The 23,368-nt window shown below is 41.1% G+C and carries 18 protein-coding genes, 5 tRNA genes and 1 pseudogene; 23 read left to right on the top strand and 1 reads right to left on the bottom strand.

Annotation, left to right across the window (positions count from 1 at the left end; all coding sequences use genetic code 11):
* The 3 genes from G3O08_RS04960 to G3O08_RS04950 are packed head-to-tail and all read left to right on the top strand — an operon-like array spanning window position 1 to window position 5,067.
* A complete protein-coding gene (locus G3O08_RS04960; protein WP_163283572.1) occupies window positions 1-2,595 on the top strand; it encodes a T9SS type A sorting domain-containing protein in 2,595 nt (864 codons plus the stop codon).
* Between the two features lie 19 nt (window positions 2,596-2,614).
* Complete coding sequence (locus G3O08_RS04955; protein WP_163283571.1) at window positions 2,615-4,111, top strand: T9SS type A sorting domain-containing protein; 1,497 nt, start codon at window positions 2,615-2,617, stop codon at window positions 4,109-4,111.
* On the top strand, window positions 4,108-5,067 hold the full coding sequence (locus G3O08_RS04950) for a T9SS type A sorting domain-containing protein (protein ID WP_163283570.1): 960 nt from the start codon (window positions 4,108-4,110) through the stop codon (window positions 5,065-5,067). The genes G3O08_RS04955 and G3O08_RS04950 overlap by 4 nt, the downstream gene beginning before the upstream one ends.
* A gap of 907 nt (window positions 5,068-5,974) precedes the next feature.
* Here the strand turns inward: G3O08_RS04950 and G3O08_RS04945 are convergent.
* Entirely contained in the window at window positions 5,975-6,934 is a 960-nt protein-coding gene (locus G3O08_RS04945; RefSeq protein WP_204336783.1) for a Fic family protein, read from the bottom strand.
* A 440-nt stretch (window positions 6,935-7,374) separates the two neighbouring features.
* Between G3O08_RS04945 and G3O08_RS04940 the strand changes: the two genes are divergently transcribed.
* The 20 genes and pseudogenes from G3O08_RS04940 (at window position 7,375) to G3O08_RS04850 (ending at window position 22,948) form a co-directional block, all read left to right on the top strand.
* Window positions 7,375-7,448 (top strand) — tRNA-Thr (locus G3O08_RS04940).
* A gap of 17 nt (window positions 7,449-7,465) precedes the next feature.
* A tRNA-Tyr gene (locus G3O08_RS04935) sits at window positions 7,466-7,547 on the top strand.
* Between the two features lie 31 nt (window positions 7,548-7,578).
* Window positions 7,579-7,651 (top strand) — tRNA-Gly (locus G3O08_RS04930).
* Between the two features lie 16 nt (window positions 7,652-7,667).
* Window positions 7,668-7,739 (top strand) — tRNA-Thr (locus G3O08_RS04925).
* Window positions 7,740-7,800: 61 nt separating this feature from the next.
* Entirely contained in the window at window positions 7,801-8,988 is a 1,188-nt protein-coding gene (tuf, locus tag G3O08_RS04920; protein ID WP_163283568.1) for an elongation factor Tu, read from the top strand.
* 63 nt (window positions 8,989-9,051) lie between these two features.
* Window positions 9,052-9,124, top strand: a tRNA-Trp gene (locus tag G3O08_RS04915).
* Between the two features lie 18 nt (window positions 9,125-9,142).
* Window positions 9,143-9,379, top strand: coding sequence for a preprotein translocase subunit SecE (gene secE, locus G3O08_RS04910; RefSeq protein WP_163283567.1), 237 nt, complete (start codon window positions 9,143-9,145; stop codon window positions 9,377-9,379).
* Window positions 9,380-9,389: 10 nt separating this feature from the next.
* The gene (gene nusG / locus G3O08_RS04905; RefSeq protein ID WP_163283566.1) at window positions 9,390-9,944 is read left to right on the top strand and encodes a transcription termination/antitermination protein NusG; all 555 of its coding nucleotides are present in this window, start codon (window positions 9,390-9,392) and stop codon (window positions 9,942-9,944) included.
* Between the two features lie 91 nt (window positions 9,945-10,035).
* Window positions 10,036-10,479: a 50S ribosomal protein L11 gene (gene rplK, locus G3O08_RS04900; RefSeq protein WP_163283565.1), complete on the top strand. Its 444-nt coding sequence runs from the start codon at window positions 10,036-10,038 to the stop codon at window positions 10,477-10,479.
* Between the two features lie 10 nt (window positions 10,480-10,489).
* Window positions 10,490-11,182 (top strand): 50S ribosomal protein L1, encoded by a 693-nt coding sequence (rplA, locus tag G3O08_RS04895; RefSeq protein ID WP_163283564.1) that lies wholly within the window; start codon window positions 10,490-10,492, stop codon window positions 11,180-11,182.
* A 19-nt stretch (window positions 11,183-11,201) separates the two neighbouring features.
* On the top strand, window positions 11,202-11,720 hold the full coding sequence (gene rplJ, locus G3O08_RS04890; RefSeq protein ID WP_163283563.1) for a 50S ribosomal protein L10: 519 nt from the start codon (window positions 11,202-11,204) through the stop codon (window positions 11,718-11,720).
* A gap of 50 nt (window positions 11,721-11,770) precedes the next feature.
* Window positions 11,771-12,151 carry a 50S ribosomal protein L7/L12 gene (gene rplL / locus G3O08_RS04885; RefSeq protein WP_163283562.1) on the top strand — a complete coding sequence of 127 codons (381 nt, stop codon included), beginning with the start codon at window positions 11,771-11,773 and terminating at the stop codon, window positions 12,149-12,151.
* Between the two features lie 162 nt (window positions 12,152-12,313).
* Window positions 12,314-16,096 (top strand): DNA-directed RNA polymerase subunit beta, encoded by a 3,783-nt coding sequence (rpoB, locus tag G3O08_RS04880; RefSeq protein ID WP_394352320.1) that lies wholly within the window; start codon window positions 12,314-12,316, stop codon window positions 16,094-16,096.
* A gap of 41 nt (window positions 16,097-16,137) precedes the next feature.
* Window positions 16,138-20,451: a DNA-directed RNA polymerase subunit beta' gene (rpoC, locus tag G3O08_RS04875; RefSeq protein ID WP_163283560.1), complete on the top strand. Its 4,314-nt coding sequence runs from the start codon at window positions 16,138-16,140 to the stop codon at window positions 20,449-20,451.
* A 55-nt stretch (window positions 20,452-20,506) separates the two neighbouring features.
* Window positions 20,507-20,833, top strand: coding sequence for a DUF3467 domain-containing protein (locus G3O08_RS04870; RefSeq protein ID WP_163283559.1), 327 nt, complete (start codon window positions 20,507-20,509; stop codon window positions 20,831-20,833).
* A gap of 273 nt (window positions 20,834-21,106) precedes the next feature.
* Complete coding sequence (locus tag G3O08_RS04865) at window positions 21,107-21,385, top strand: T9SS type A sorting domain-containing protein (RefSeq protein ID WP_163283558.1); 279 nt, start codon at window positions 21,107-21,109, stop codon at window positions 21,383-21,385.
* Window position 21,386: 1 nt separating this feature from the next.
* A complete protein-coding gene (locus G3O08_RS04860; protein ID WP_163283557.1) occupies window positions 21,387-21,941 on the top strand; it encodes a hypothetical protein in 555 nt (184 codons plus the stop codon).
* A gap of 57 nt (window positions 21,942-21,998) precedes the next feature.
* Window positions 21,999-22,148, top strand: a pseudogene (locus G3O08_RS21820) (hypothetical protein); the annotation flags it as partial.
* A 12-nt stretch (window positions 22,149-22,160) separates the two neighbouring features.
* Window positions 22,161-22,715: a hypothetical protein gene (locus G3O08_RS04855; protein WP_239540976.1), complete on the top strand. Its 555-nt coding sequence runs from the start codon at window positions 22,161-22,163 to the stop codon at window positions 22,713-22,715.
* Window positions 22,688-22,948, top strand: a complete 261-nt coding sequence (locus G3O08_RS04850; RefSeq protein ID WP_163283556.1) for a T9SS type A sorting domain-containing protein — start codon at window positions 22,688-22,690, stop codon at window positions 22,946-22,948. Before G3O08_RS04855 ends, G3O08_RS04850 begins: the two co-directional genes overlap by 28 nt.
* Window positions 22,949-23,368: the final 420 nt, after the last annotated feature.

Raw genomic sequence — 23,368 nt, 5'->3', positions numbered from 1 at the left:
ATGATCATAGAAACTGGAGCTACGGTTACCATAACGGGAACATTAAAAATGAGCCCAGGAAGGAAGATAATTGTTAGACAGAATGCAACCCTGATAGTGGACGGTGGAACCATCACCAACAGCGATTGCAGAAACACTTTTTGGCATGGTATTGAAGTAGCGGGCAATACCGATGAGCACCAGTATAGCATTTCAGGCGGAAATTACCATCAAGGTAGATTGATTCTCAAAAACGGAGCCATAATTGAAAATGCGAGGAATGGTGCGCGTAATATGTTAGGAAATGATTGGAACGCAAGAGGTGGAATTATCCAAGCGACCAATTCCTCTTTTATCAATTGCCGCAGAGCTGTTGAGTTTATGAGTTATCAAAATTTCTCTCCCTCTAACTCTTCCATAAACCGACCAGATCAAAGCTATTTTAACGAATGTCTCTTCGAACTAAATGATAATTACTTGGTTGACCAAGACGAAGAACCACCTGCGGCACGTATTACTCTTTGGAAAACAGATCGTGTTCGCATTTCTGGCTGTCAATTCATCAATACCAGTACTGTTTCTGAAACAGAGCATCGCTCCATCGGAGTTTACAGCCATGATGCAAATTACTCTATTACCGAGAGATGTCTGGATATTCCGCAACAAATAGGGGTTTGTAACAACGAAGTGCCTAGTATTTTTAGAGGATGGTACAAAGCGGTAGAAGCGTTGGAAACTACTAGCGGACGACCGATCATTGTGCGTAAAAGTACATTTGAAGAGAACATGATAGGCGTAGAGATTAATGGTGCCAGTTTTAGCGAGATCTATCAAAACGATTTCTTAGTAGGGAATCACCCATTTCCAGAATTTGCTGGTGTAGCGGAGGATACAAAGAATCATCTGGCAATACACGTTATCGAAACGACACATTACGGAGTCGAAGAGAACGATATTGAGAAGCCTTCGGGTGCTACTTATGATGGCAATGGGGTATTGGTTTATAACTCATTGGGAGCTGAGAATGCTATTTACAAAAACCAATTCTCCGATCTACAAACGGGAGCCGAATCGGATCGGGTAAATCGTAATTCTAATTACACAGGGGGAGTACCCGCAGGATTAGGGGGATTGCAATTTCTTTGCAATCTAAACAGCGGGAACGATGTCGATTTTCGAATTTCAAGAAACGACCCAATAGATCAACAAAGTTTTGAATATTTAAATGCAGGAACTCGTCAAGATCATGGCAGTGACCAGCCTGACCGACCCGCCAATAATACGTTCACATCGCCTGATGCAGATCCAAGCACATACACACATTTCACCGTAGATTCCTACTTTGCTTTCAAGTACTTTTACGATAGCAATCCCCCTTCCACGAGTGAGATTACTCCTGGGACTTTTGTAGCGCCGATTTTGGTCTCGAATGCACAGGGTTGCCCTTCCAATTATACCACAGGGAAAGAAGTATTGCCGACACCCTATATATTTCGCGAAAGCCAAGACGAGTTCAATGGTCTTATGTTTGCGTATCAAGAAATAATCGATGACGGAAACACGCCAGCTATGATCACTCAAATAGATTTGACTTGGCCTTCTCAAGCATGGGATCTGAGAAATAGCCTTATGGCTCGTGCTCCCTACAATTCTGAACAAGTCTTGATTGCCGCCGCACTTCGCGAAATCATGCCGCACGCAATGCTGCTTGAGGTATTGTTGGCCAATCCAGATGCCTTGGGAAGCGGTAATGTTATTAGAGTGGTCTCCACTCAATTGGGCATTCCATTACCTCAATACATGGTTGATATGCTTTATGCCGCTCGCGATCAAACTACTTTGCGTACAATAATGGAGCGAACCTTAGCTGATTTAAACTTTGAACGTCAACGCAACTACAAACGCTTGGTGAACAGCAAATACTTTCTGGACGACCAAGTGGACGAACCAGATAGTGTTATTTATTACCTGAGCCGAATCAATACTTTGGAAAGCAATATAGCTAGGGCAGCAGCTTATTCTGATAGAAGTCAATTTTCTTTGGCAACTGCTTTATTGGATTCCATGATTGTATATTTTAAACTTGATCAAGCTCAGACGGATGAGTTATCAACTCTAAAATCACTTTACAGTCTGATAGGAACTGCCGAAACTCAAGGGCGAAATATTGCTCAATTGAATAGCTCAGAAATTGCTTCCCTGATCACAATTGGGGACAATAATGATGCAGGCCTTGCACAAAGTAAAGCACAAAACGCTTTGTGTTTTCACTACAATATATGCGTTGTACCCGAGGGCACTCCCAAAAATAATAGAGTGTCAAAACACAAGACTACCAAAGAAGAATTGGCAGATCAATTAAACACCGCTACAGCCTACCCTAATCCTGCAACCGACTTTGTGACAGTTGAGTTCCAACTTCTCCTAGCTCGTGAGAATACGAGATTAGCTGTTTTTGATCCTTTGGGTCGAGAGGTTGAAAGTCGTATCTTGGGAATGAAGTACAAGGGTCAAGAACTTTTCGATACGCGGAATTGGAGTGACGGTTTGTATATTTTCACCATCTTACAAAATGATGAATTGGTGGAGACAGGTAAGTTTACCATCGTCAGATAGGATGAAATGTTGTATCTATATGGCCATTCTAGCATTAATCTGTGCCGATCCTACATCGGCTCAGACTAATAACTATGTAATTGACCCCACCTTCGACACGGGAGATTATTACACGAAGGGAACCATGTACGGATTTAAATATAGAGAATCCTATAATGATCTATATATAAATTTTGGCCGTAGTAGTGGCATTAGCGAAGCCGAAGATCAATCTATTGTTGACCTCAATGGGAACTTGTTGTATAATGTTTTTGACCTTTTCGGAGGAACCCCGTATTTATATCGCGACGGGATTCTTTCTCAAAGTAGCGGATTAGGGTATCGAGTGCTGCCCCCACACCCTGATGCTGGTTCAGTTCTTGATGACGAAATCTTTTTCTTTGAATACAGTAAGAGTGTTTATTCTTTTCCAGGGAACTTGACGATACATCGAGATATTCTAATTCTTCCTGATACATCTTTTTTGGTTGCTGGAAGGTTCACCACAGATAGCATAAATCCAGGAATACTGGGCTATCGACATCTAGTTCGAATCGATTCCATCGGAGATCCTGTTGAAGATTTTCCTGATATAATTTGTCAACCATGGTCAGGAGTCGCTTTAGGCATTAAAGCTACGGATGAAGGCAACTACTGGCTCGCAGGAGAGTTTTCTGGAATTAATACTCATCAAACCAATTACTTAGCACGGCTCAATGCTGATTTCACGGTAGATACCACTTACGTAAGTCCATTTGTAGAAAGCGATGGATGGGTCTCTATAATTAATGTTGATTCTGGCGGCAACCTTTGGATGGGTTGTGGTGCGGGTTGTAATATTTCAACAGCAGAATTAGAAGACCGAACCTTACTGAAGCTAACGCCTGAAGGATTAATTGATGAAGAATTCAATATCCCAGATGCCTATACTTTTTTCGACAGCGAATCGGATGAAGTTTTCCGTTTGGTGCCAGGACTAGCTTTTGAAGATACCGACGGGAGTTTTATCATGGGAGGAAGCATCATGGAATACAACGGCGTACCTGTAAAACGCATCTTTAAAATAACCCCAACCGGGGATCTGATTCCAGAAGCCTTTGAAAACTTCGGTGCAGACGAGGCGGAATGGGATGGTTGGACTCATGGAAGTGGGTTACCTTTCATAAGAGTGAACCAAATCACGCGGATGCCCGATGATAAACTATTGATAGGTGGGGCATTTTCTTCTTTTGGCGGAGAGCCGTACAGCTGTTTGGTGCGTTTGGAACAAGATGGTTTTGTGTCAACAATCAATCAAGCCAAAGATGACCTGGGAATTGTTGTTTGGCCGAACCCCACTGCAGATCACATCAGGTGGAATAAGGACATCACCGCAATTACGATGTACAATTCTCATGGTCAAAAAATACTTGATATGGAATTGGAGTCTGGAACTAAAGATTTGTCGCTGCCCTTATTGCCCGAAGGGATTTACACTTTGGTATTCAGCTTAGAAGATCAGAAAGTAACTATAAAACTAATCATTCAGAAAAGATGAAAAACTATTTTACTCTTTTGTTTATTGCTATTGCCCTTACCTGCTACTCTCAGGATGAAGTAGAATGGTTTCAAGAGGGGCAGGAATGGTATTACAATGTTTACTGTTTTCAGGAGTACGGGTGCGGATACACCTATTATGAGGTAAATGGAAGCGAAATTGTTGATGAAAAGGAGGCCAGCGTTCTCACTCGGATTTATTTGGATGAAATCATTGAAGAACCTCTCGTGAGTGCTGCATATTTGACCTTCGAAAATGACACCGTATGGCGCTTCTCGACTGAAGCCGATGAATGGCATTTTCTATATGACATCGGTGCTGAAGTTGGTGATATTTGGACGATTCAGAAAGATGTCTTTTACGGCTACAGTGATGACGGAATGAAACCTGATGAAATTCCGCTCTTTAAAGTGGTTGTTGATTCGGTAGCTTTTTGGGAAGAGGTACCAAACTCACCGCTTACCAATAGACGCGTGATTTATACTTCTCCCATAAATGATGGATTGGAAGATTCGGAGTACGCTTTTGGGCCAATTCTCGAAGGTGTGGGTCCCGTTGGCGGCTCACATGACCTAATTGGAAATCCCGCTGGTGCGGCTCTCCCTCTTCAGTCTCCATATTTCCAATGTTACCTTGTAAATGGAGAGCTTACTTATGGCTCGGATGAACTGGCCTATGGCATTGGGAGTAGCCCATGCTTTACTCTAGGCACTGAAGACATTCAGCAAGATAAAGGCAGCTTGATCTATCCCAACCCCGCGTATGATGCCATTCGTTGGGATGGTTCTATTAAAGCTCTGACTATTTACGACATCACTGGAAAAGTTGTGCTACAAAACACTCAGGTGTTCAATATTCAATCCCTCTGCGTGGGAGAATTGAACAGTGGGTTTTATATGGTAGTGGTAGAGAAAGAAAAAACCCTTTTTAGCCAGAAGCTTATTATTGAGAGGTAAGTTTTATAAGGTGGACGAATACTGAAGCCTCGGAGCTCACCGTTTTTTTATCACCTTATTTGTTCTTAGTTAGAATGTTAAGGTAAATTTCTTACTTTTACTTCAACTAAAAACCATCTCGACTTTGCTCTATGACCGATCAAATTACATTTTAGAAAAAAATTTAGCGCCACTGAAAAGTGGCGTTTTTTTGTTGTGGGAGATTAATTGTAAAATGTTGTGCATTTCAAGTTTCAACATTCTCAGTAAATTTGAAAGAAAAAATGGGACACGAGGCGTTAAAGTTGGAATTAATAGAATGGCTTACAAATTTGAAAGATGAAGAGACAGTTGAGTTTTTGAAAGTTGTAAAGGATTCAAAACAATCAGGTAATGATTGGTGAGATGATTTAAGTCTAGCGCAAAAGTCGGGAATTGAAAGAGGCCTGGAAGATATAAGACAAGGAAAGACTGTGGCATTTGAGGATGTGAAGAAGAAATATAGACTATAAACTGAGATGGTCTAACGAATCAATTAGAAACCTTGAAAACATCATAGAAGATATTGGGAGAAAGTGGTCTGAAAAAGAGGTAGAAACCATTAAATCAAATTTGACACATCAGTTGGAATTAATAGTTCAAAATCCATTTTTAATACCATCTTCAAATTATAAGCTAGGTATGCGAAAGGCTGTTTTAAGCAAACAGACAACCATATTTTATGAAGTATTAAATGAAGTTATTTATCTGGCTTATATTCATTGAATAAAACCAATCTCTAAAGACAGATCCGGGCTTTACGACATTTACTTTCACTACAGTCGGCCGCATTTAATCCTACGCACTGTATTCACTGATCAAAGTGTTGCTCTATTGTCATGTGTTCTTGCGGAGCGGTAACACCTGCGGAGAGCTGATAACAGCCAGATCAGGTAAAACGATAAACTGTTAAACGCTTTTCACCCTTTTTTTTCAAAATATTATTTTCAACTGCCAGGCTCAAATCCCTACTTGCGGTTGCCGGGCTTATTGTTTTAAAATTATTCAGGTAATCTTTTCTGGTAAAAGCGTCAGAACCAATTTTTATTTTGTAAAGCCGTATTCTATCAGTTGGGCTATGCGTAATATTGTTTGAGCTGAGTTGGTTTTCCAGAGATTGAAGAATGATTGTAAGCATGAATGTAATGAACGGAGTAGACTCTCCCATTTTGTCCGACTTACCCAAAGCATTGTAATATGCTTCTTGATTTTTCTTAATCAATAGTTCGACGGGCAGGAATTCAAATATCGGAAATTTTTGCATCAGCAAACACGTTTGCCATAACCTGCCCATTCTTCCATTTCCATCAGTAAACGGATGAATGTATTCGAATTCATAGTGAAACACACAACTTTTAATCAAAATCAAATCAGAATCCCTCCGAATGTAGCTCATCAGATTTTTCATCAAACCAATTACTATGCTGCCACTTGGTGCGAGATGCTTTAACTCTGAACCTTGGACAATACCCACATTTCGTGTTCTCAATTTTCCGGCATCTGTTACTAAATGTTCCATCAGAATGCGATGGGCTTCTTTTAAATCATTCAGGCTATAGGGATCAAAATCTCCAATTTTATTGTAAACTTCGATGGCGTTTTTTACTTCAAGCAAATCTTTTTCAGGTGCCATCACTCTCTTATTGTCCATCAAAGCAGTAATCTGAGCCTCGCTTAACGAATTTCCTTCAATTTCAAGAGAAGATTGAATCGTTCTTATACGATTCTTTTTTCGGATTTCTGTTCTTGGTTTGTGAATATGCAATGCATTTACTTCGCCCAGCTTCATTGCTATTGAGGCAACTAGATTTAAAATTTCAGAAGTAATCTTATAAGGCGGCTTTTCCATAATAGTATCATATGATACTATCAAAGATAGTCAAAGATTAATGAATTGCGTTTATTCTCGAGCTAGTTCTACTACAAATGACTCTCCTTCAATATATGTAGAGTTCTATGAGAGTTCAAAATTTTGCACCAGCTTAAATCATCATTCTAGTTTAAAACAGAAATTGAAATTTGAACCCAAACAAAACACCCTCTACTGATACGGCGCCATGTCTAAAAAAGGCTAAATTCTATCATGCCATCTAGCACAAACCAAATATATTTTACACCTTCGCGCGCTCAGAACACCTTATTTTCACGAGATTTTTAAGGATTGAAATAAATTTTTTCAAAAGTGTTTTGAGCAGAAGAAAAGTTTCGTACATTTGCAAACCTTTTTAAGGGAAGAATGAGCCGTATAGCTCAACACGTTCTAAACATACTATTTTTTATTCATATTGTGCCGATGTAGCTCAGCTGGCTAGAGCAGCTGATTTGTAATCAGCAGGTCGGGGGTTCGAGTCCCTCCATCGGCTCTCTGGAATTCATTTTGGGGGAGATACTCAAGCGGCCAACGAGGGCAGACTGTAAATCTGCTGGTTTCACCTTCGCAGGTTCGAATCCTGCTCTCCCCACTTGAATTGCAATACAATCGGAAAAAATTAAGCGGGAGTAGCTCAGCTGGTAGAGCATTAGCCTTCCAAGCTAAATGTCGCGAGTTCGAACCTCGTCTCCCGCTCATTTTTTTTATAAAAGCCGATGTAGCTCAGGGGTAGAGCGCATCCTTGGTAAGGATGAGGTCATGGGTTCAATTCCCATCATTGGCTCACTTTTGAGATTTTTAATGCACTTGAAATAACAATAAATAATCACTAAAATTACTTAGCAATGGCTAAAGAACAATTCGATCGCTCCAAACCACACCTTAACATCGGTACTATCGGTCACGTTGACCATGGTAAAACCACGTTAACTGCAGCGATTACTACAGTACTAGCGGGTATGGGGCTTTCAGAAATGAAAAGCTTTGACTCAATTGATAACGCTCCTGAAGAAAAAGAGCGTGGTATAACAATTAATACTTCTCACGTTGAATATACAACGGTAAATCGCCACTACGCACACGTTGACTGTCCAGGTCACGCCGACTATGTAAAAAACATGGTTACAGGTGCTGCGCAGATGGATGGTGCTATTCTTGTAGTAGCAGCTACCGATGGTCCTATGCCGCAAACACGTGAGCACATCCTTCTTGGTCGCCAGGTAGGTATTCCACGTATCGTAGTTTTCATGAACAAAGTTGACATGGTTGACGATGAAGAGCTTCTTGAGCTTGTTGAAATGGAAATTCGTGAGCTTCTTTCTTTCTATGAGTACGATGGAGATAACTCTCCGGTAATTCAGGGTTCAGCTCTTGGTGCACTTAATGGTGAAGAAAAATGGGTTCAAACGGTTAAAGACTTGATGGATGCAGTAGATTCTTGGATTGAAATGCCACCACGTGATATCGAGAAGCCATTCTTGATGCCAGTAGAGGATGTATTCTCTATAACTGGTCGTGGAACTGTTGCAACAGGGCGTATCGAAACAGGTATCATAAACTCTGGTGAAGAGGTTGAAATTCTTGGAATGCAGGTTGAGAAATTAAAATCTGTTGTTACTGGAGTTGAGATGTTCCGTAAAATCCTTAATAGAGGTGAAGCGGGAGATAACGTAGGTTTGCTACTTCGTGGTATCGATAAATCAGTTATCCGTCGTGGTATGGTTATCGCAAAACCAGGATCTATCACTCCACACACCAAGTTCAAAGCTGAAATCTATGTTTTGAAAAAAGAAGAAGGTGGACGTCACACTCCATTTCACAACAGATACCGACCACAGTTTTACTTCCGTACAACTGATGTTACCGGAGAGATTCTTTTAGGTGAAGGTCGTGAGATGGTAATGCCAGGCGATAACGTTACAATTACGGTAGAGCTTATCGTACCGGTAGCAATGGATAAAGGTCTTCGTTTCGCTATTCGCGAAGGTGGACGTACCGTTGGTGCAGGTCAGGTAACTGAAATTATATCGTAATTTAAACAATAATTACAAGTCGAGGTGAGCATCAAAAAGGTGTTCACCTTTACTTGTCAATATACGGGTGTAGCTCAGTTGGTAGAGCACTGGTCTCCAAAACCAGGTGTCGTGAGTTCGAATCTTACCACCCGTGCAACTAAAAAAGAATAAAGTGGCTAGCATAAAAACTACTTTTCAGGAATCTTATGACGAGATGGTACACAAAGTTACCTGGCCGTCGTGGAAACAATTACAGAGCAGCAGCATTCTTGTGCTGGTGGCTTCAGTAATTATTGCGTTGATCATTTTTCTAATGGATTATATATTTGGTATTCAAGAAGCAAGCGGCCCCGGATTTCAATGGAAGGGAATGCTCGGTTTTATTTACCAAATGATAAGCGGACTTTAAGCAAATGTCGATGACTGAAACTACAAGTAAAAAGTGGTATGTCGTTCGCGCGATTAGCGGGAAGGAAAAGAAGGTGAAAGACCAGATTGAACTTGAAGTGAAACGAAATAATCTTGAAGACTTTGTTCATCAGGTATTGATACCTACTGAAAAGGTTTTCCAGATTAGAAACGGTAAGAAAATCAGTAAAGAAAGAAATTTCTTTCCGGGTTATGTAATGATCGAAGCAGATTTGGTGGGTGAAGTACCGCATGTAATCAAAGGCGTGAATAACGTAATTGGTTTTCTTGGTGCCGAAAAAGGGGGAGACCCTGTACCATTGCGCGCTGCAGAAGTGAAACGCATACTCGGTAAGGTTGATGAACTTGCCGATAGTGAAGAAGAAATGAGCATCCCATTTGTAGTGGGCGAGAGCGTTAAAGTCATTGATGGACCCTTCAATAACTTTAATGGGGTGATAGAAGAGATAAATGAAGAGAAGAAAAAACTCAAGGTTATGGTTAAAATTTTCGGAAGGAAAACGCCGCTTGAACTTGGGTATATGCAAGTAGAAAAAGAGAGTTAAATTAAATTAAGGATTTACCGGTATTCTTTCCATGTAAAATGGAGCGCTTCCAGGACTACTGATTATCATAAACAATAAATTAAAACTTGAAATGGCTAGAGAAGTTACTGGGCTGATAAAGCTCCAGATTAAAGGCGCAGCTGCTAATCCATCTCCTCCCGTAGGGCCGGCACTCGGTGCGAAAGGAGTGAATATAATGGAATTTTGTAAGCAGTTTAACGCCCGCACACAAGATCAAGCTGGGAAAGTTTTACCTGTTGTCATTACCGTTTATGGTGATAAGTCGTTTGATTTTATCATCAAAACTCCGCCTGCTGCAGTGCAGCTTGTTGACGCAGCCAAATTAAAATCTGGTTCTGCAGAACCAAACAGAATTAAAGTAGCCTCAGTAAGCTGGGATCAGGTAAAAGCGATCGCAGAAGACAAAATGGCTGACTTAAACTGTTTTAATGTAGAATCGGCTATGAAGATGGTTGCCGGAACAGCACGCAGCATGGGAATAAATGTAAAGGGAAAATTCCCTTCTAACGGTTAAAACTTTTGTTATGCGAGTATCAAAAAAACAAAAAGAAGCGCTAAGTAAATACGATCCTACACAGGTCTATTCTCTTGAAGAAGCATCTGGTATTGTGAAAGAAATTTCTAATACTAAGTTTGATTCATCAATAGATCTGGCGGTTCGACTTGGCGTGGATCCACGAAAAGCAAACCAGATGGTTAGAGGCAGTGTGTCTTTGCCACATGGTACCGGAAAAGACGTTCGCGTTCTAGTACTCTGCAATCCTGATAAAGAAGCCGAAGCTGTTGAAGCTGGTGCCGACTTTGTTGGTCTTGACGAGTATGTAGAAAAGATTAAGAATGGCTGGACCGATGTAGATGTAATTATTACAACTCCAAACGTAATGGGTAAGGTTGGTGCACTTGGTAGAATTCTCGGTCCCCGAGGATTAATGCCAAATCCAAAAACCGGAACTGTAACGATGGACGTTGCAAAGGCTGTACAAGATGTAAAAGCCGGTAAGATTGATTTTAAAGTAGATAAGTATGGTATCGTACATGCGTCTGTAGGTAAAGCATCGTTTGATGCTCAAAAAATCAGAGAGAATGCCTTTGAGGTTATTCAAAGCCTGATTAAGTTGAAGCCTGCAGCTGCTAAAGGTGCTTATATTAAAAGTATCTACATCAGCGGAACGATGACACCTAGTGTTAAAGTTGAAGCTAAATCTGTATCGGTATAACGGTTAAAAAAACGAAGAAATGACGAAAGAACAAAAGAATCAGTTTGTCGATGATTTGACCGTAACCTTATCATCTGCAGCTGTAATCTATCTCGCTGATACATCACAGCTTAATTCTGAAACTACTTCCGCATTGCGCAGAGCATGCTACAAGAAGGATGTTAAGATGAGTGTTGTTAAAAACACACTTCTTAAAAAAGCATTCGAACGTGTAGAAGGAAAAGATTTCAGTGAGCTTTACGGTGTACTTGCAGGTCCTACTTCCCTTCTGATTTCAGATACAGGGAATGTACCGGCAAAACTTATCAAAGAGTTTAGAAAGAAAAATGAAAGACCGATTTTAAAAGCGGCATTCGTTGAAGAAATGTGTTATATAGGCGATGATCAGCTTACGGCACTTACCGAGATTAAATCTCGTGAAGAGCTTATTGGCGATATTATCATGTTGTTGCAATCTCCAATTAAAAATGTTGTTGGTGCGCTTCAATCTGGTGGTCACACCATTGCAGGTCTCGTAAAAACACTATCTGAACGATAAAAAATTATTATTTACAAACAATAAGAATCAAGAACTAAAATCAAATAAAAATGGCAGACGTTAAAGCTTTAGGCGATACACTGGTAGGCCTTACCGTAAAAGAAGTTAACGAATTGGCAGCATACCTTAAAGAAGAGCACGGTATTGAACCGGCAGCAGCGGCAGCAGTTATGGCTGGCCCAGGTGCAGGTGCAGGTGCAGAAGGTGATGCTGAAGTACAAACTTCATTCGACGTAATCCTGAAAGCAGCCGGAGGATCAAAACTCGGCGTTGTTAAACTTGTAAAAGAACTAACCGGTCTTGGCCTCAAAGAAGCCAAAGCTGTTGTTGATAGTGCTCCTGCTCCTATTAAGGAAGGTGTTTCTAAAGAAGAAGCAGAATCACTTAAAACACAACTTGAAGAAGCTGGTGCTGAAGTTGAAATTAAGTAAGGATTACAACATCCTATACAAGTAATTGTTATGGTTTAGATCACCTCCCAAAGCGGGTAGGTGGTCTAAGCCCTTTTGCGTTTATTTTCGCAAACCAGCGTTCTTCTTTAATCTCCAAATTCTCTAGTCTTGGCTACACTTACGAATAAATCTAATGAGCGCATCAGTTTTGCCTCTAGTCGTCACCTAATTGATTACCCCGACTTCCTAGAAGTACAACTGAAATCGTTTCGTGAATTTTTTCAACTCGAAACAAATCCGGAAGACCGTGAACATGAAGGTCTTTATAAGGTATTTAGTGAAAACTTTCCTATAACTGATACACGAAATCAATTCGTGCTCGAGTTTCTGGATTACTTTATAGACCCACCACGTTATAGCATACAGGAATGTGTGGAGCGTGGATTGACTCATGCCGTACCGCTCAAGGCAAAATTGAAATTATATTGTACCGACCCTGAACACGAAGATTTTGAAACAATCGTTCAGGATGTTTATCTAGGTACTATTCCTTATATGACTCCGCGTGGATCATTCGTGATCAACGGCGCAGAGCGTGTTATTGTATCGCAGTTGCACAGATCTCCAGGGGTGTTCTTCGGCCAAAGCCGACACGCCAATGGTACAAAACTGTACTCAGCACGCGTTATCCCTTTTAAAGGATCGTGGATTGAGTTTGCAACCGATATCAATGCGGTAATGTACGCGTACATTGACCGTAAGAAAAAGCTTCCTGTTACCACATTGCTTCGCGCAATTGGTTTTGAAAGCGATAAAGATATCCTCGAGATATTTGACCTTGCCGACGAGGTGAAAGTTACCAAAACAGGAGCTAAAAAGCTTCTTGGTAGAAAACTCGCTGCAAGGGTTCTTAAATCGTGGATTGAAGACTTCGTAGATGAAGATACAGGTGAAGTAGTATCGATAGAGCGAAATGAAGTAATCATTGACCGCGAAGTTATTATCGAAGACGAACAGGTAGAACAGATTTTAGAATCTGGTGCTAAAACGGTAATTCTCCATAAGGAAAATGCCAACAGCGCCGACTTCTCTATTATCTACAACACCCTTCAAAAAGATACATCAAATTCAGAAAAAGAAGCGGTAGAGCATATTTACCGTCAGCTTCGTAATGCAGAGCCACCAGATTTGGAAACGGCTCGTGGCGTTATTGATAAGTTGTTCTTTTCTGAAACAAGATATGACCTTGGTGAAGTTGGTCGATTTAGAATCAACAAAAAACTAGGTCTTGATACAGGTTACGAAGAGCGTACGCTTACTCGTGAAGATATCATTATGATCATTAAGTATTTGATTGACTTGATCAACTCAAATACCGATGTGGATGATATTGACCACTTGAGCAATAGACGTGTTAGAACCGTTGGTGAGCAACTACACAACCAGTTTGGTGTGGGTCTTGCCCGTATGGCTCGTACTATTCGTGAGCGTATGAATGTACGTGACAACGAAGTGTTTACACCTACAGATTTGATTAATGCCAAGACTTTGTCATCGGTTATTAATTCATTCTTCGGTACTAACCAGCTTTCGCAATTTATGGATCAAACAAATCCATTGGCTGAAGTTACGCACAAGCGTCGTATGTCGGCACTAGGGCCTGGTGGTCTGTCGCGTGAGCGTGCAGGTTTCGAGGTTCGTGACGTTCACTATACGCACTACGGTCGTCTTTGTACGATTGAAACGCCAGAGGGACCAAATATTGGTCTGATCTCTTCGCTTTGTGTATTCGCGAAAATAAACAGACTCGGATTTATCGAGACACCTTACCGCACGGTTAAGGATGGAATGGTAAATCTTACTGAAGACCCAATTTTCTTAAGTGCCGAAGAGGAAGATCAGAAAATGATCGCTCAGGCGAATGCTCAGGTTTCTGAAAAAGGAAAATTAGAGGCAGATCAGGTTAAGGCACGTAAAGAAGGAGATTTCCCGGTGGTTGCACCTACGGATATCGACCTTATTGATGTTGGCCCAAACCAGATAGCTTCTATTGCAGCATCGCTTATTCCATTTTTGGAGCACGATGATGCCAACCGCGCCCTGATGGGATCTAACATGATGCGTCAGGCAGTGCCACTTCTTCGCCCACAAGCGCCGATAGTAGGTACAGGTCTCGAGCCATTGGTAGCTCGCGATTCACGCGTGCTTATTACAGCCGAAGGCGAAGGTGTTGTTGACTTTGTAGATGCTAAGAAGATTATAATTACTTACAAGCGAAACGAAGAAGAGCAATTGGTAAGTTTTGAGGGTGATACGAAAGAGTATTCGCTTATCAAATTCCAAAAAACAAACCAAGGGACCAGCATGAACCTTAGACCAATCGTAATGAAAGGCGATAAGGTGACTAAAGGTCAGGTTCTTAGTGAAGGATACGCTACAGAAAATGGCGAGCTTGCAATAGGTCGTAACCTTAAAGTGGCATTTATGCCGTGGAAAGGATACAACTTTGAGGATGCAATCGTTATTTCTGAAGACGTTGTTCGCGAAGATATATTTACATCTATTCACATTGATGAGTACATTCTTGAGGTGCGTGATACAAAACGTGGTCAGGAAGAATTAACTCCGGATATTCCAAACGTTAGCGAAGAAGCTACCAAAGATTTGGATGAGAATGGAATGATTCGCATCGGTGCTGATATTAAGGAAGGAGATATCCTTATTGGTAAAATTACACCAAAAGGAGAAACAGATCCTTCACCGGAAGAGAAACTTCTTAGGGCAATCTTTGGAGATAAAGCCGGCGATGTAAAAGATGCATCTCTTAAAGCTTCTCCTTCGCTGCGCGGAGTGGTAATCGATAAGAAACTTTTCGCGAAAGCGGTAAAAACTTCTAAATCGAAAACGGAAGAAAAATCAAAAGTTGACGTGCTTGACAAGGCCTTTGACAAAGATAAATCAGAGCTTAAAGCCCAATTGATTGAAAAGCTTGCCAAACTTGTAACCGGTAAAACTTCGCAAGGAGTATTTAACAACTTCAAGGAAGAGCAGATCAAGAAAGGAGTTAAGTTTACACAGAAAGCACTGGCAGCTATTGAATACGGTATTGTAAATCCAAGCCGCTGGACAACAGATGACCATATCAACGACTTGATTAAAAAGTTGATTCACAACTACAATATCAAGTTTAACGATTTCGCTGGACTGCACAAACGTCAAAAATTCCAGATTACAATTGGAGATGAACTTCCAAGTGGAATTTTGAAACTTGCCAAAGTATATATCGCTAAGAAGCGCAAGCTGAAAGTAGGTGATAAGATGGCAGGTCGCCACGGTAATAAAGGTATCGTAGCGCGTATTGTACGCCAGGAAGATATGCCTTATCTGGACGATGGAACGCCGGTAGATATCGTGTTAAACCCACTGGGTGTACCTTCGCGTATGAACCTGGGACAGATTTACGAAACTGTGCTTGGTTGGGCCGGAGAGAAACTCGGACTTAAGTTTGCCACACCAATCTTTGATGGTGCTACACCGGCACAGATAGATGAGTATGCAGTAAAAGCAGGAATTCCGCTTTATGGAGTTACCCAACTCCGCGATGGTGGAACCGGTGAGCTCTTTGACCAACCGGCAACGGTAGGTGTAATCTACATGCTTAAACTGGCTCACATGGTAGATGACAAAATGCACGCGCGTTCTATCGGACCATACTCACTCATTACACAGCAACCGCTTGGTGGTAAAGCCCAGTTCGGTGGTCAGCGTTTTGGAGAGATGGAGGTTTGGGCACTCGAAGCATTCGGTGCTGCAAATATACTTCGCGAGGTACTTACGGTTAAATCTGATGATGTAATCGGTCGTGCTAAAGCGTATGAAGCCATTGTAAAAGGAGAGAATATGCCGGAACCGGGTATTCCTGAATCTTTCAATGTACTTCTCCACGAGTTAGGTGGTTTAGGACTTAATGTTACACTCGATTAAGAGTGGTTTTTAGAGATAATTCAATTTAAAGGACAATACAGATGGCCTTAAAGAAGGAAAATAAAGTAAATTCAAACTTTAGTAGTATCACCATTAGCCTGTCGTCTCCGGAAGAGATTCTGAACCGCAGCTTTGGCGAAGTATTAAAGCCGGAAACGATTAATTACCGTACATACAAGCCAGAGCGCGATGGCCTTTTCTGCGAGCGTATATTCGGTCCTGTGAAGGATTTTGAATGTCACTGCGGAAAGTACAAGCGCATTCGCTACAAAGGAATTGTATGCGACAGATGTGGTGTAGAAGTTACTGAAAAGAAAGTGCGTAGAGAGCGTATGGGGCACATCAGCCTTGTAGTTCCTGTAGCACATATCTGGTACTTTAAATCGCTTCCTAATAAAATAGGATATCTTCTTGGTCTTCCGACTAAGAAGCTGGATCAAGTTATTTATTACGAGCGTTATGTTGTAATAAATGCCGGTCCTGCCGTAAATATTGAAGGTGACCAACTTGAGCGTATGGATTTCCTTACGGAAGAAGAATACATCGATATTCTTGAAACACTTCCAAAAGATAATCAATACCTCGACGAGGCCGACCCAAATAAGTTTGTTGCAAAAATGGGTGCTGATGCACTTCACGATTTGCTGAAAACAACTAACCTGGATGAGCTTTCTTATGATCTGCGACATAAAGCAGATACTGAGACTTCGCAGCAGCGTAAAAATGAAGCGCTTAAGCGTCTTCAGGTTGTTGAGGCATTCCGCGAAGCGAATACGCGTATTGAAAACCGTCCCGAGTGGATGATTATCAAAGTAGTTCCGGTTATTCCACCAGAGCTTCGTCCGCTTGTGCCGCTTGATGGTGGTCGTTTTGCAACTTCAGATTTGAACGATCTATACAGAAGGGTAATTATCAGAAACAACCGCTTAAAGCGATTGATCGAGATAAAAGCACCGGAAGTAATTTTGAGAAACGAAAAGCGTATGCTTCAGGAATCTGTTGATTCACTTTTTGACAACTCGCGTAAATCCAGTGCCGTTAAAACAGAATCTAACAGACCTTTGAAATCGCTTTCAGATAGTTTGAAAGGAAAACAAGGTCGATTCCGTCAAAATCTTCTTGGTAAACGTGTTGACTATTCTGCGCGTTCGGTAATCGTTGTAGGGCCTAGCTTGAAGTTGCACGAATGTGGAATTCCAAAAGATATGGCAGCTGAACTTTACAAGCCATTTATCATCCGTAAGATGATAGAGCGTGGTATTGTTAAAACGGTAAAATCTGCTAAGAAAATTGTTGACCGCAAAGAGCCTGTTGTTTGGGATATTTTGGAAAACGTTTTGAGAGGACACCCTGTTCTTTTAAATCGTGCGCCAACCCTTCACAGACTTGGTATTCAGGCTTTTCAGCCGAAACTGATAGAAGGTAAAGCTATCCAGCTCCACCCATTGGTTTGTACAGCTTTCAACGCCGATTTTGACGGTGACCAGATGGCTGTTCACCTTCCGCTTGGCAATGCTGCCATTCTGGAAGCGCAAATGCTGATGCTTGCCTCACACAATATTTTGAATCCTGCTAACGGTGCACCGATTGCAGTACCCTCTCAAGACATGGTTCTTGGATTGTACTATATTACAAAAGGTAGAAAAACCGATGAGAACAGGGTTGTAAAAGGAGAAGGTAAATATTTTTATAGTGCTGAAGAAGTAGAGATTGCCTACAATGAAGGCAAACTTGATCTTCATGCCCATATCAACTTTAAGTACGTAAATACTGAAGGAGAGAAAGAGATGATAGAAACTACCACTGGTAGAGTATTGTTCAACAATCTCGTACCAAGAGAAGTAGGATTTATCAATCAAATGCTTACCAAAAAAGCGTTGCGCGATATTATTGGCGACGTAATTAAGCAAGTAGGTATGGCGCGTGCTGCACAGTTTCTTGATGATATTAAGGAACTTGGATACCTGATGGCCTTCAAAGGTGGATTGTCGTTCAACCTGAACGATGTTATTATTCCACCAGAGAAAGAAGTATTGGTTGAAAAAGCAAAAGAAGAAGTAAGTGGTGTAATGGATAACTATGCCATGGGTCTGATTACTAACAATGAGCGATACAATCAAATCATTGATATCTGGACGCATACGAATTCTAAGCTGACCAATATTCTAATGGACAGACTTAAGAATGACGATCAGGGTTTCAACTCTATTTATATGATGTTTGACTCAGGTGCACGTGGATCTAAGGAGCAGATTCGTCAGCTTTCAGGTATGCGTGGATTGATGGCCAAACCGCAGAAATCTGGTGCTACCGGAGGACAAGATATTATTGAAAACCCGATTCTTGCAAACTTTAAGGAAGGTCTTTCAATTCTTGAATACTTCATCTCTACTCACGGTGCGCGTAAAGGTCTTGCCGATACCGCCCTTAAAACTGCTGATGCAGGTTATCTAACCAGACGACTTGTTGATGTGGCACAAGATGTTGTAATTCGTGGAGTAGATTGTGGAACCCTACGTGGTTTGATTGCTACACCGCTTAAGAAAAACGAAGATGTTGTAGAAGGTTTGTATGAGCGTATTTTGGGACGTACTTCGGTACACGATATTTATCATCCCGAATCAGACGAGCTTCTTGTAGGATCGAGTGAAAATATTTCAGAAGAAATCGCACATGCTATTGAAGATGCTGGTATTGACGAAGTAGAAATTCGCTCTGTACTTACGTGTGAAGAAAAATCGGGAGTTTGTGCTTTATGCTACGGCCGAAATCTTGCTACCGGAAGAATGGTAGAGCGTGGAGAAGCAGTAGGTGTAATTGCAGCTCAGAGTATTGGTGAGCCGGGTACACAGCTTACGCTACGTACATTCCACGTTGGGGGTACAGCTTCTAATATTGCCGATGAATCGGAAATTAGAGCAAAAGCAGACGGACTTCTTGAAATTGAAGAATTGCGTACTGTTGAGCAAGTTGCAAAAGATGGTTCTAATAAAGTAATTGTTGTTGGTAGATCTGGTGAAATGCGCCTTACCGACAGCAAAACCGGAGTTGTAATCGCTACAAATAATATTCCTTACGGTTCTGAACTTTTGGTAAAAGAAAGTCAGAAAGTTAAGAAAGGAGACCTTATTTGTAAGTGGGATCCATACAACGCAGTAATTATTACAGAGGGAACGGGTGTTGTTCGTTTTGAAAACTTTGAAGACGGAATTACTTACCGCGATGAGGTTGATGAGCAAACAGGATACCGCGAAAAGGTAATTACTGAGCGTCGTGATAAGAAAAAGAACCCTACAATCAATATCGTTGACAAAAAATCGAAAGAGATTGTTCGTTCGTATAACTTGCCGGTAGGTGCGCACGTTAGTGTGCAGGAAGGACTGGATGTAACTGCTGGTTTTATTCTTGGTAAAATACCGCGTCTTGCTGGTAAATCAGGGGATATTACGGGGGGTCTTCCACGTGTTACAGAGCTTTTTGAAGCGCGTAACCCTTCAAACCCATCTGTAGTAAGTGAGATAGACGGAATTGTTTCTTACGGTAAAATCAAACGCGGTAACCGCGAGATAATCGTAGAAAGCAAAACCGGTGAAACCAAGAAATATCTTGTTTCACTTTCAAAACACATCCTTGTTCAAGAAAATGACTTTGTAAGAGCCGGACAGCAACTATCTGATGGTGCAACAACACCAAGCGATATCCTTGCTATTCAGGGGCCTACCAAAGTTCAGGAGTATCTTGTAAACGAAGTTCAGGAAGTTTATAGACTTCAGGGGGTTAAGATTAACGATAAGCACTTTGAGATCATTGTAAGACAAATGATGCGTAAAGTGGAAATTGAAGATCAGGGAGACAGCAGATTCCTTGAGAAGCAAAGTATCGAGAAGCTTGACTTCATGGAAGAAAACGACAACTTGTATGGTAAGAAAGTAATTGTAGAAGCAGGAGATTCACCAAATGTTAAAGCCGGTATGATCATTACTGCACGTAAGCTTCGCGATGAGAATTCGCAGCTGCGTCGTAAAGATCAGAAACTGGTAGAGGCACGCGATGCAGTTCCAGCAACTTCACGACCACTTCTACAAGGTATTACAAGAGCATCTCTTCAAACGAAATCATTTATTTCTGCGGCATCTTTCCAGGAAACTACGAAAGTGCTTAACGAAGCTGCCGTAAACGGTAAGCGAGATGATCTTCTCGGATTGAAAGAGAATGTAATTGTAGGACACCTAATTCCTGCAGGTACCGGTTTAAAAGCTTATCAAAGAACAATTGTAGGTTCAAAAGAAGACTACGACCGTTTAATCAAAGCCAAAGAAACCGAGACCAAGGAAGAACTCGAATTGAAAAATTAAATTATAAATTTTAAAGGTCTCCCACAGCGGGAGACCTTTTTTTATACTTGAAATTATGGCAGATCAGCAAAAAGATAAAAATCAGAACCAGCTCAATATCGAATTGAGTGAAGATATAGCAGATGGGATATACTCTAACCTGGCAGTAATAACGCATTCTAATGCAGAGTTTGTAATAGACTTTGTACGTGTAATGCCGGGTATGCCAAAGGCAAAAGTAAAATCGCGCATTTTGCTTACGCCACAGCATGCCAAGCGATTAATGAATGCTCTGGCTGATAATATCTCAAAGTTTGAAGCCGTTCACGGGAAAATTTCTAATACCAAAGGACCTGATGGCGGGATTCCAATGGGATTTAGCGGACCTACGGCGCAGGCTTAAGTCTGGCCTTATCTGATTACGATATTTGAAGCTCCGCCTTGGCGGAGCTTTTTTTGTATTCTGTCGCTTCAAGAAGTATCGATCCCAAGGCTAAATTCCATTTATGTAAAAATCGTCACATGACGCTCCTCGGGGTATCGACCCCGAGGCCAAACTATTTCATTTTCGAATTAATCCGCAGGTCTCGGATCCCGCTTTGTGGGGTCAGGGACAAAAAAATTCCAGAGTTAAGTTATTCTTAAGAAATACTAACTACATTGCAATTGTATGTTTTTGGAAGACTTATTTGATACGCAGAATTCTGTAAAAACAGTACCAAACCCAGCAGATGAATTCATTCAATTGGAAATTTCGCTTTTATTTTCCAAGGAGAACACATTTTTAAATGTATTTGATTTAGAGGGAAGAAAACTTCAATCAAGAACGATAGGTGATGTAAATGATACTTTATTTGTATTAGATACACGAGAACTAACACCTGGGATCTATATTCTCGAAATCATTCAGGACGAGAAGCAAATTTTTACAGACAAATTTATAGTTCAACACTAATATGAATCTCGCACTACCATATTATTTTAAGAGTTTGATAATTATAGTATTATATTCACTTTCAAACTCAGGTTCATTAAATGCTCAGGAATCCACTACTTATTACGTTGATCCTACCTTTGACGCTTTAGATTTTGTAAGGGGGAGTGGGGCAGTTGGTGGAGTATATGATGTTGGGGATGGATCCTTGATTTGTTACGGTCAAATGCACCCTTCACCAGTTTGGAATACCACAGATGATCGCGGCTTTGCTCATCTTTATTCAGATGGGAGTGAAGCTCCATGGTTAGAGGCTGAATCACAAAGCGTACAATACCTTACAGCTCATGAAGGAGGATATATTTTTGTGAGTAACACCCATGGTATTGCCAAGGTAACTTACGAAGGAGAGTTTTGGTTTTTAGCCCATAATGGTGAGCAATGGGGAGATTATTTTCAGGGCGTCTGGTCAGAGCCAAATCCTTATAACGTCCAAAATGTATGGTCACTCTACGTCCAGGAAGATCAAAAAGTGCTGATTGGTGGTGCAATTGCTACAGACACTCTCCAGCCCTAACTTTACAGAGCCTTAACGAGGCTAAATTCGGATGGAAATCACGACTCTGATTTTCCAATTATTGAAGCCATTCCCAATAATCCAAATGTAACAATTTATAGAATCCATAGAGATAGTCAAGATAGGTGGTATTTATCGGGAAATTTTCAGGGTATAAATGGACACTTAACCAATCATATAGCACGTTTAAATGCGGATTTTTCGGTTGACACCAGCTTCGTGTCACCTTTTCAATTCACAAATTTTGCGGCTATTGAGCCCAAAATAGTGCTTCTTGACAGCCAGGACAGAATATGGGTATCGGGCTATAAAATGGTGGTTGCTGCAACTCAAGATTCGCTTTCAATGGCGAGATTATTACCTGATGCCAGTTTTGATGAATCATTTTATCCGGAACAGCTTAAAGCAATGTATCCAGATACATTTGGCTATCGACAAGAAGCTTTATTTGCCGGCAGAGAGATTGAAAGCAATCACTATATGCTTTATGGTACGTTTACGCATTTTAACGATACTGTGCAAAACTGTATTACCGTGGTTAATGACAATGGTTATGTCCAGTATAATTACTTTCAAGGTTCAAGAGTTTTGAAAAATCAACATGGTTATAATCCCAATGGAAGTCCGGGTCGTCCTGCAATTCTTGGTGTTACACAATTAGATGATGGTAGCCTTATACTTGGGGGTCTTTTTAGTGAGTTTGATGGTATACGCGTTACAACGTGGTTAAGCTCAAAAAAGGAACTGTGGGGCTTAATGAAAAGGATAGGATAGATAAACTTTTAGAAATCTTTCCCAACCCTGCTTCAAACCTGCTTAATATCTATTTCCCCACACGTGGTTCTGGTCAGGTGACGGTTTTTGATCTCTCCGGTAAAATGCTTTTGAATGAAATTTATTTTGGCGAGCAGATGCAAGTTGATGTGTCTGATTTTCCTTCTGGCATGTATTTAATCAGAGTTGCTGATGATGAAAAAGTTGCTGTTAAGAAATTTGTTGTTGAGTAGGTGTTTAAATATAATGGTGTGAACAATTACCTAAATGACACTTTGGGTGTGAATACAGATTCAACCCTTGTTTGGCTAAAAGAGATGACAACAGTTGGAGATTGACAAGTTATGCAGCAGCATCACAGATGGCTGCGGAGCGTGACGCCGAGTAACTAAATGACATTGGTATCGACCCCGAGGTATAAAAGCGAATGCCGCAGTGTCGATACCCTGTAGAGCGATGCGTGGATCTTGTTGCTCTCGAGGCTGCAATCGATTTAAATAAAATTTGTTACATGACGCTCCTCGGGGTATCCACCCGACCATCCCATATTGCCTAATTCCCACCCCCGCCTGATCTTTGTCGAAAATAATTTTGATGAAGTTACAAGAAAAAATGTTTGCTCTGGTTCAAGCCTGGCAAGAGAGCGGAATGGT

Source organism: Cryomorpha ignava (genome assembly GCF_010686655.1).
Taxonomy (GTDB): domain Bacteria; phylum Bacteroidota; class Bacteroidia; order Flavobacteriales_D; family Cryomorphaceae; genus Cryomorpha; species Cryomorpha ignava.
This window is presented reverse-complemented; position numbering and strand designations above follow the sequence as displayed.

Coding starts and splice junctions, on each gene's coding strand:
- G3O08_RS04955 (WP_163283571.1), top strand. CDS start 2,615: ATGGCCATTCTAGCATTAATCTGTGCCGATCCTACATCGGCTCAGACT.
- rplA (WP_163283564.1), top strand. CDS start 10,490: ATGCGAGTATCAAAAAAACAAAAAGAAGCGCTAAGTAAATACGATCCT.
- G3O08_RS04870 (WP_163283559.1), top strand. CDS start 20,507: ATGGCAGATCAGCAAAAAGATAAAAATCAGAACCAGCTCAATATCGAA.
- G3O08_RS04945 (WP_204336783.1), bottom strand. CDS start 6,934: ATGGAAAAGCCGCCTTATAAGATTACTTCTGAAATTTTAAATCTAGTT.
- nusG (WP_163283566.1), top strand. CDS start 9,390: ATGACTGAAACTACAAGTAAAAAGTGGTATGTCGTTCGCGCGATTAGC.
- G3O08_RS04950 (WP_163283570.1), top strand. CDS start 4,108: ATGAAAAACTATTTTACTCTTTTGTTTATTGCTATTGCCCTTACCTGC.
- rplJ (WP_163283563.1), top strand. CDS start 11,202: ATGACGAAAGAACAAAAGAATCAGTTTGTCGATGATTTGACCGTAACC.
- G3O08_RS04860 (WP_163283557.1), top strand. CDS start 21,387: ATGAATCTCGCACTACCATATTATTTTAAGAGTTTGATAATTATAGTA.
- rpoC (WP_163283560.1), top strand. CDS start 16,138: ATGGCCTTAAAGAAGGAAAATAAAGTAAATTCAAACTTTAGTAGTATC.
- rplK (WP_163283565.1), top strand. CDS start 10,036: ATGGCTAGAGAAGTTACTGGGCTGATAAAGCTCCAGATTAAAGGCGCA.
- G3O08_RS04960 (WP_163283572.1), top strand. CDS start 1: ATGATCATAGAAACTGGAGCTACGGTTACCATAACGGGAACATTAAAA.
- tuf (WP_163283568.1), top strand. CDS start 7,801: ATGGCTAAAGAACAATTCGATCGCTCCAAACCACACCTTAACATCGGT.
- rplL (WP_163283562.1), top strand. CDS start 11,771: ATGGCAGACGTTAAAGCTTTAGGCGATACACTGGTAGGCCTTACCGTA.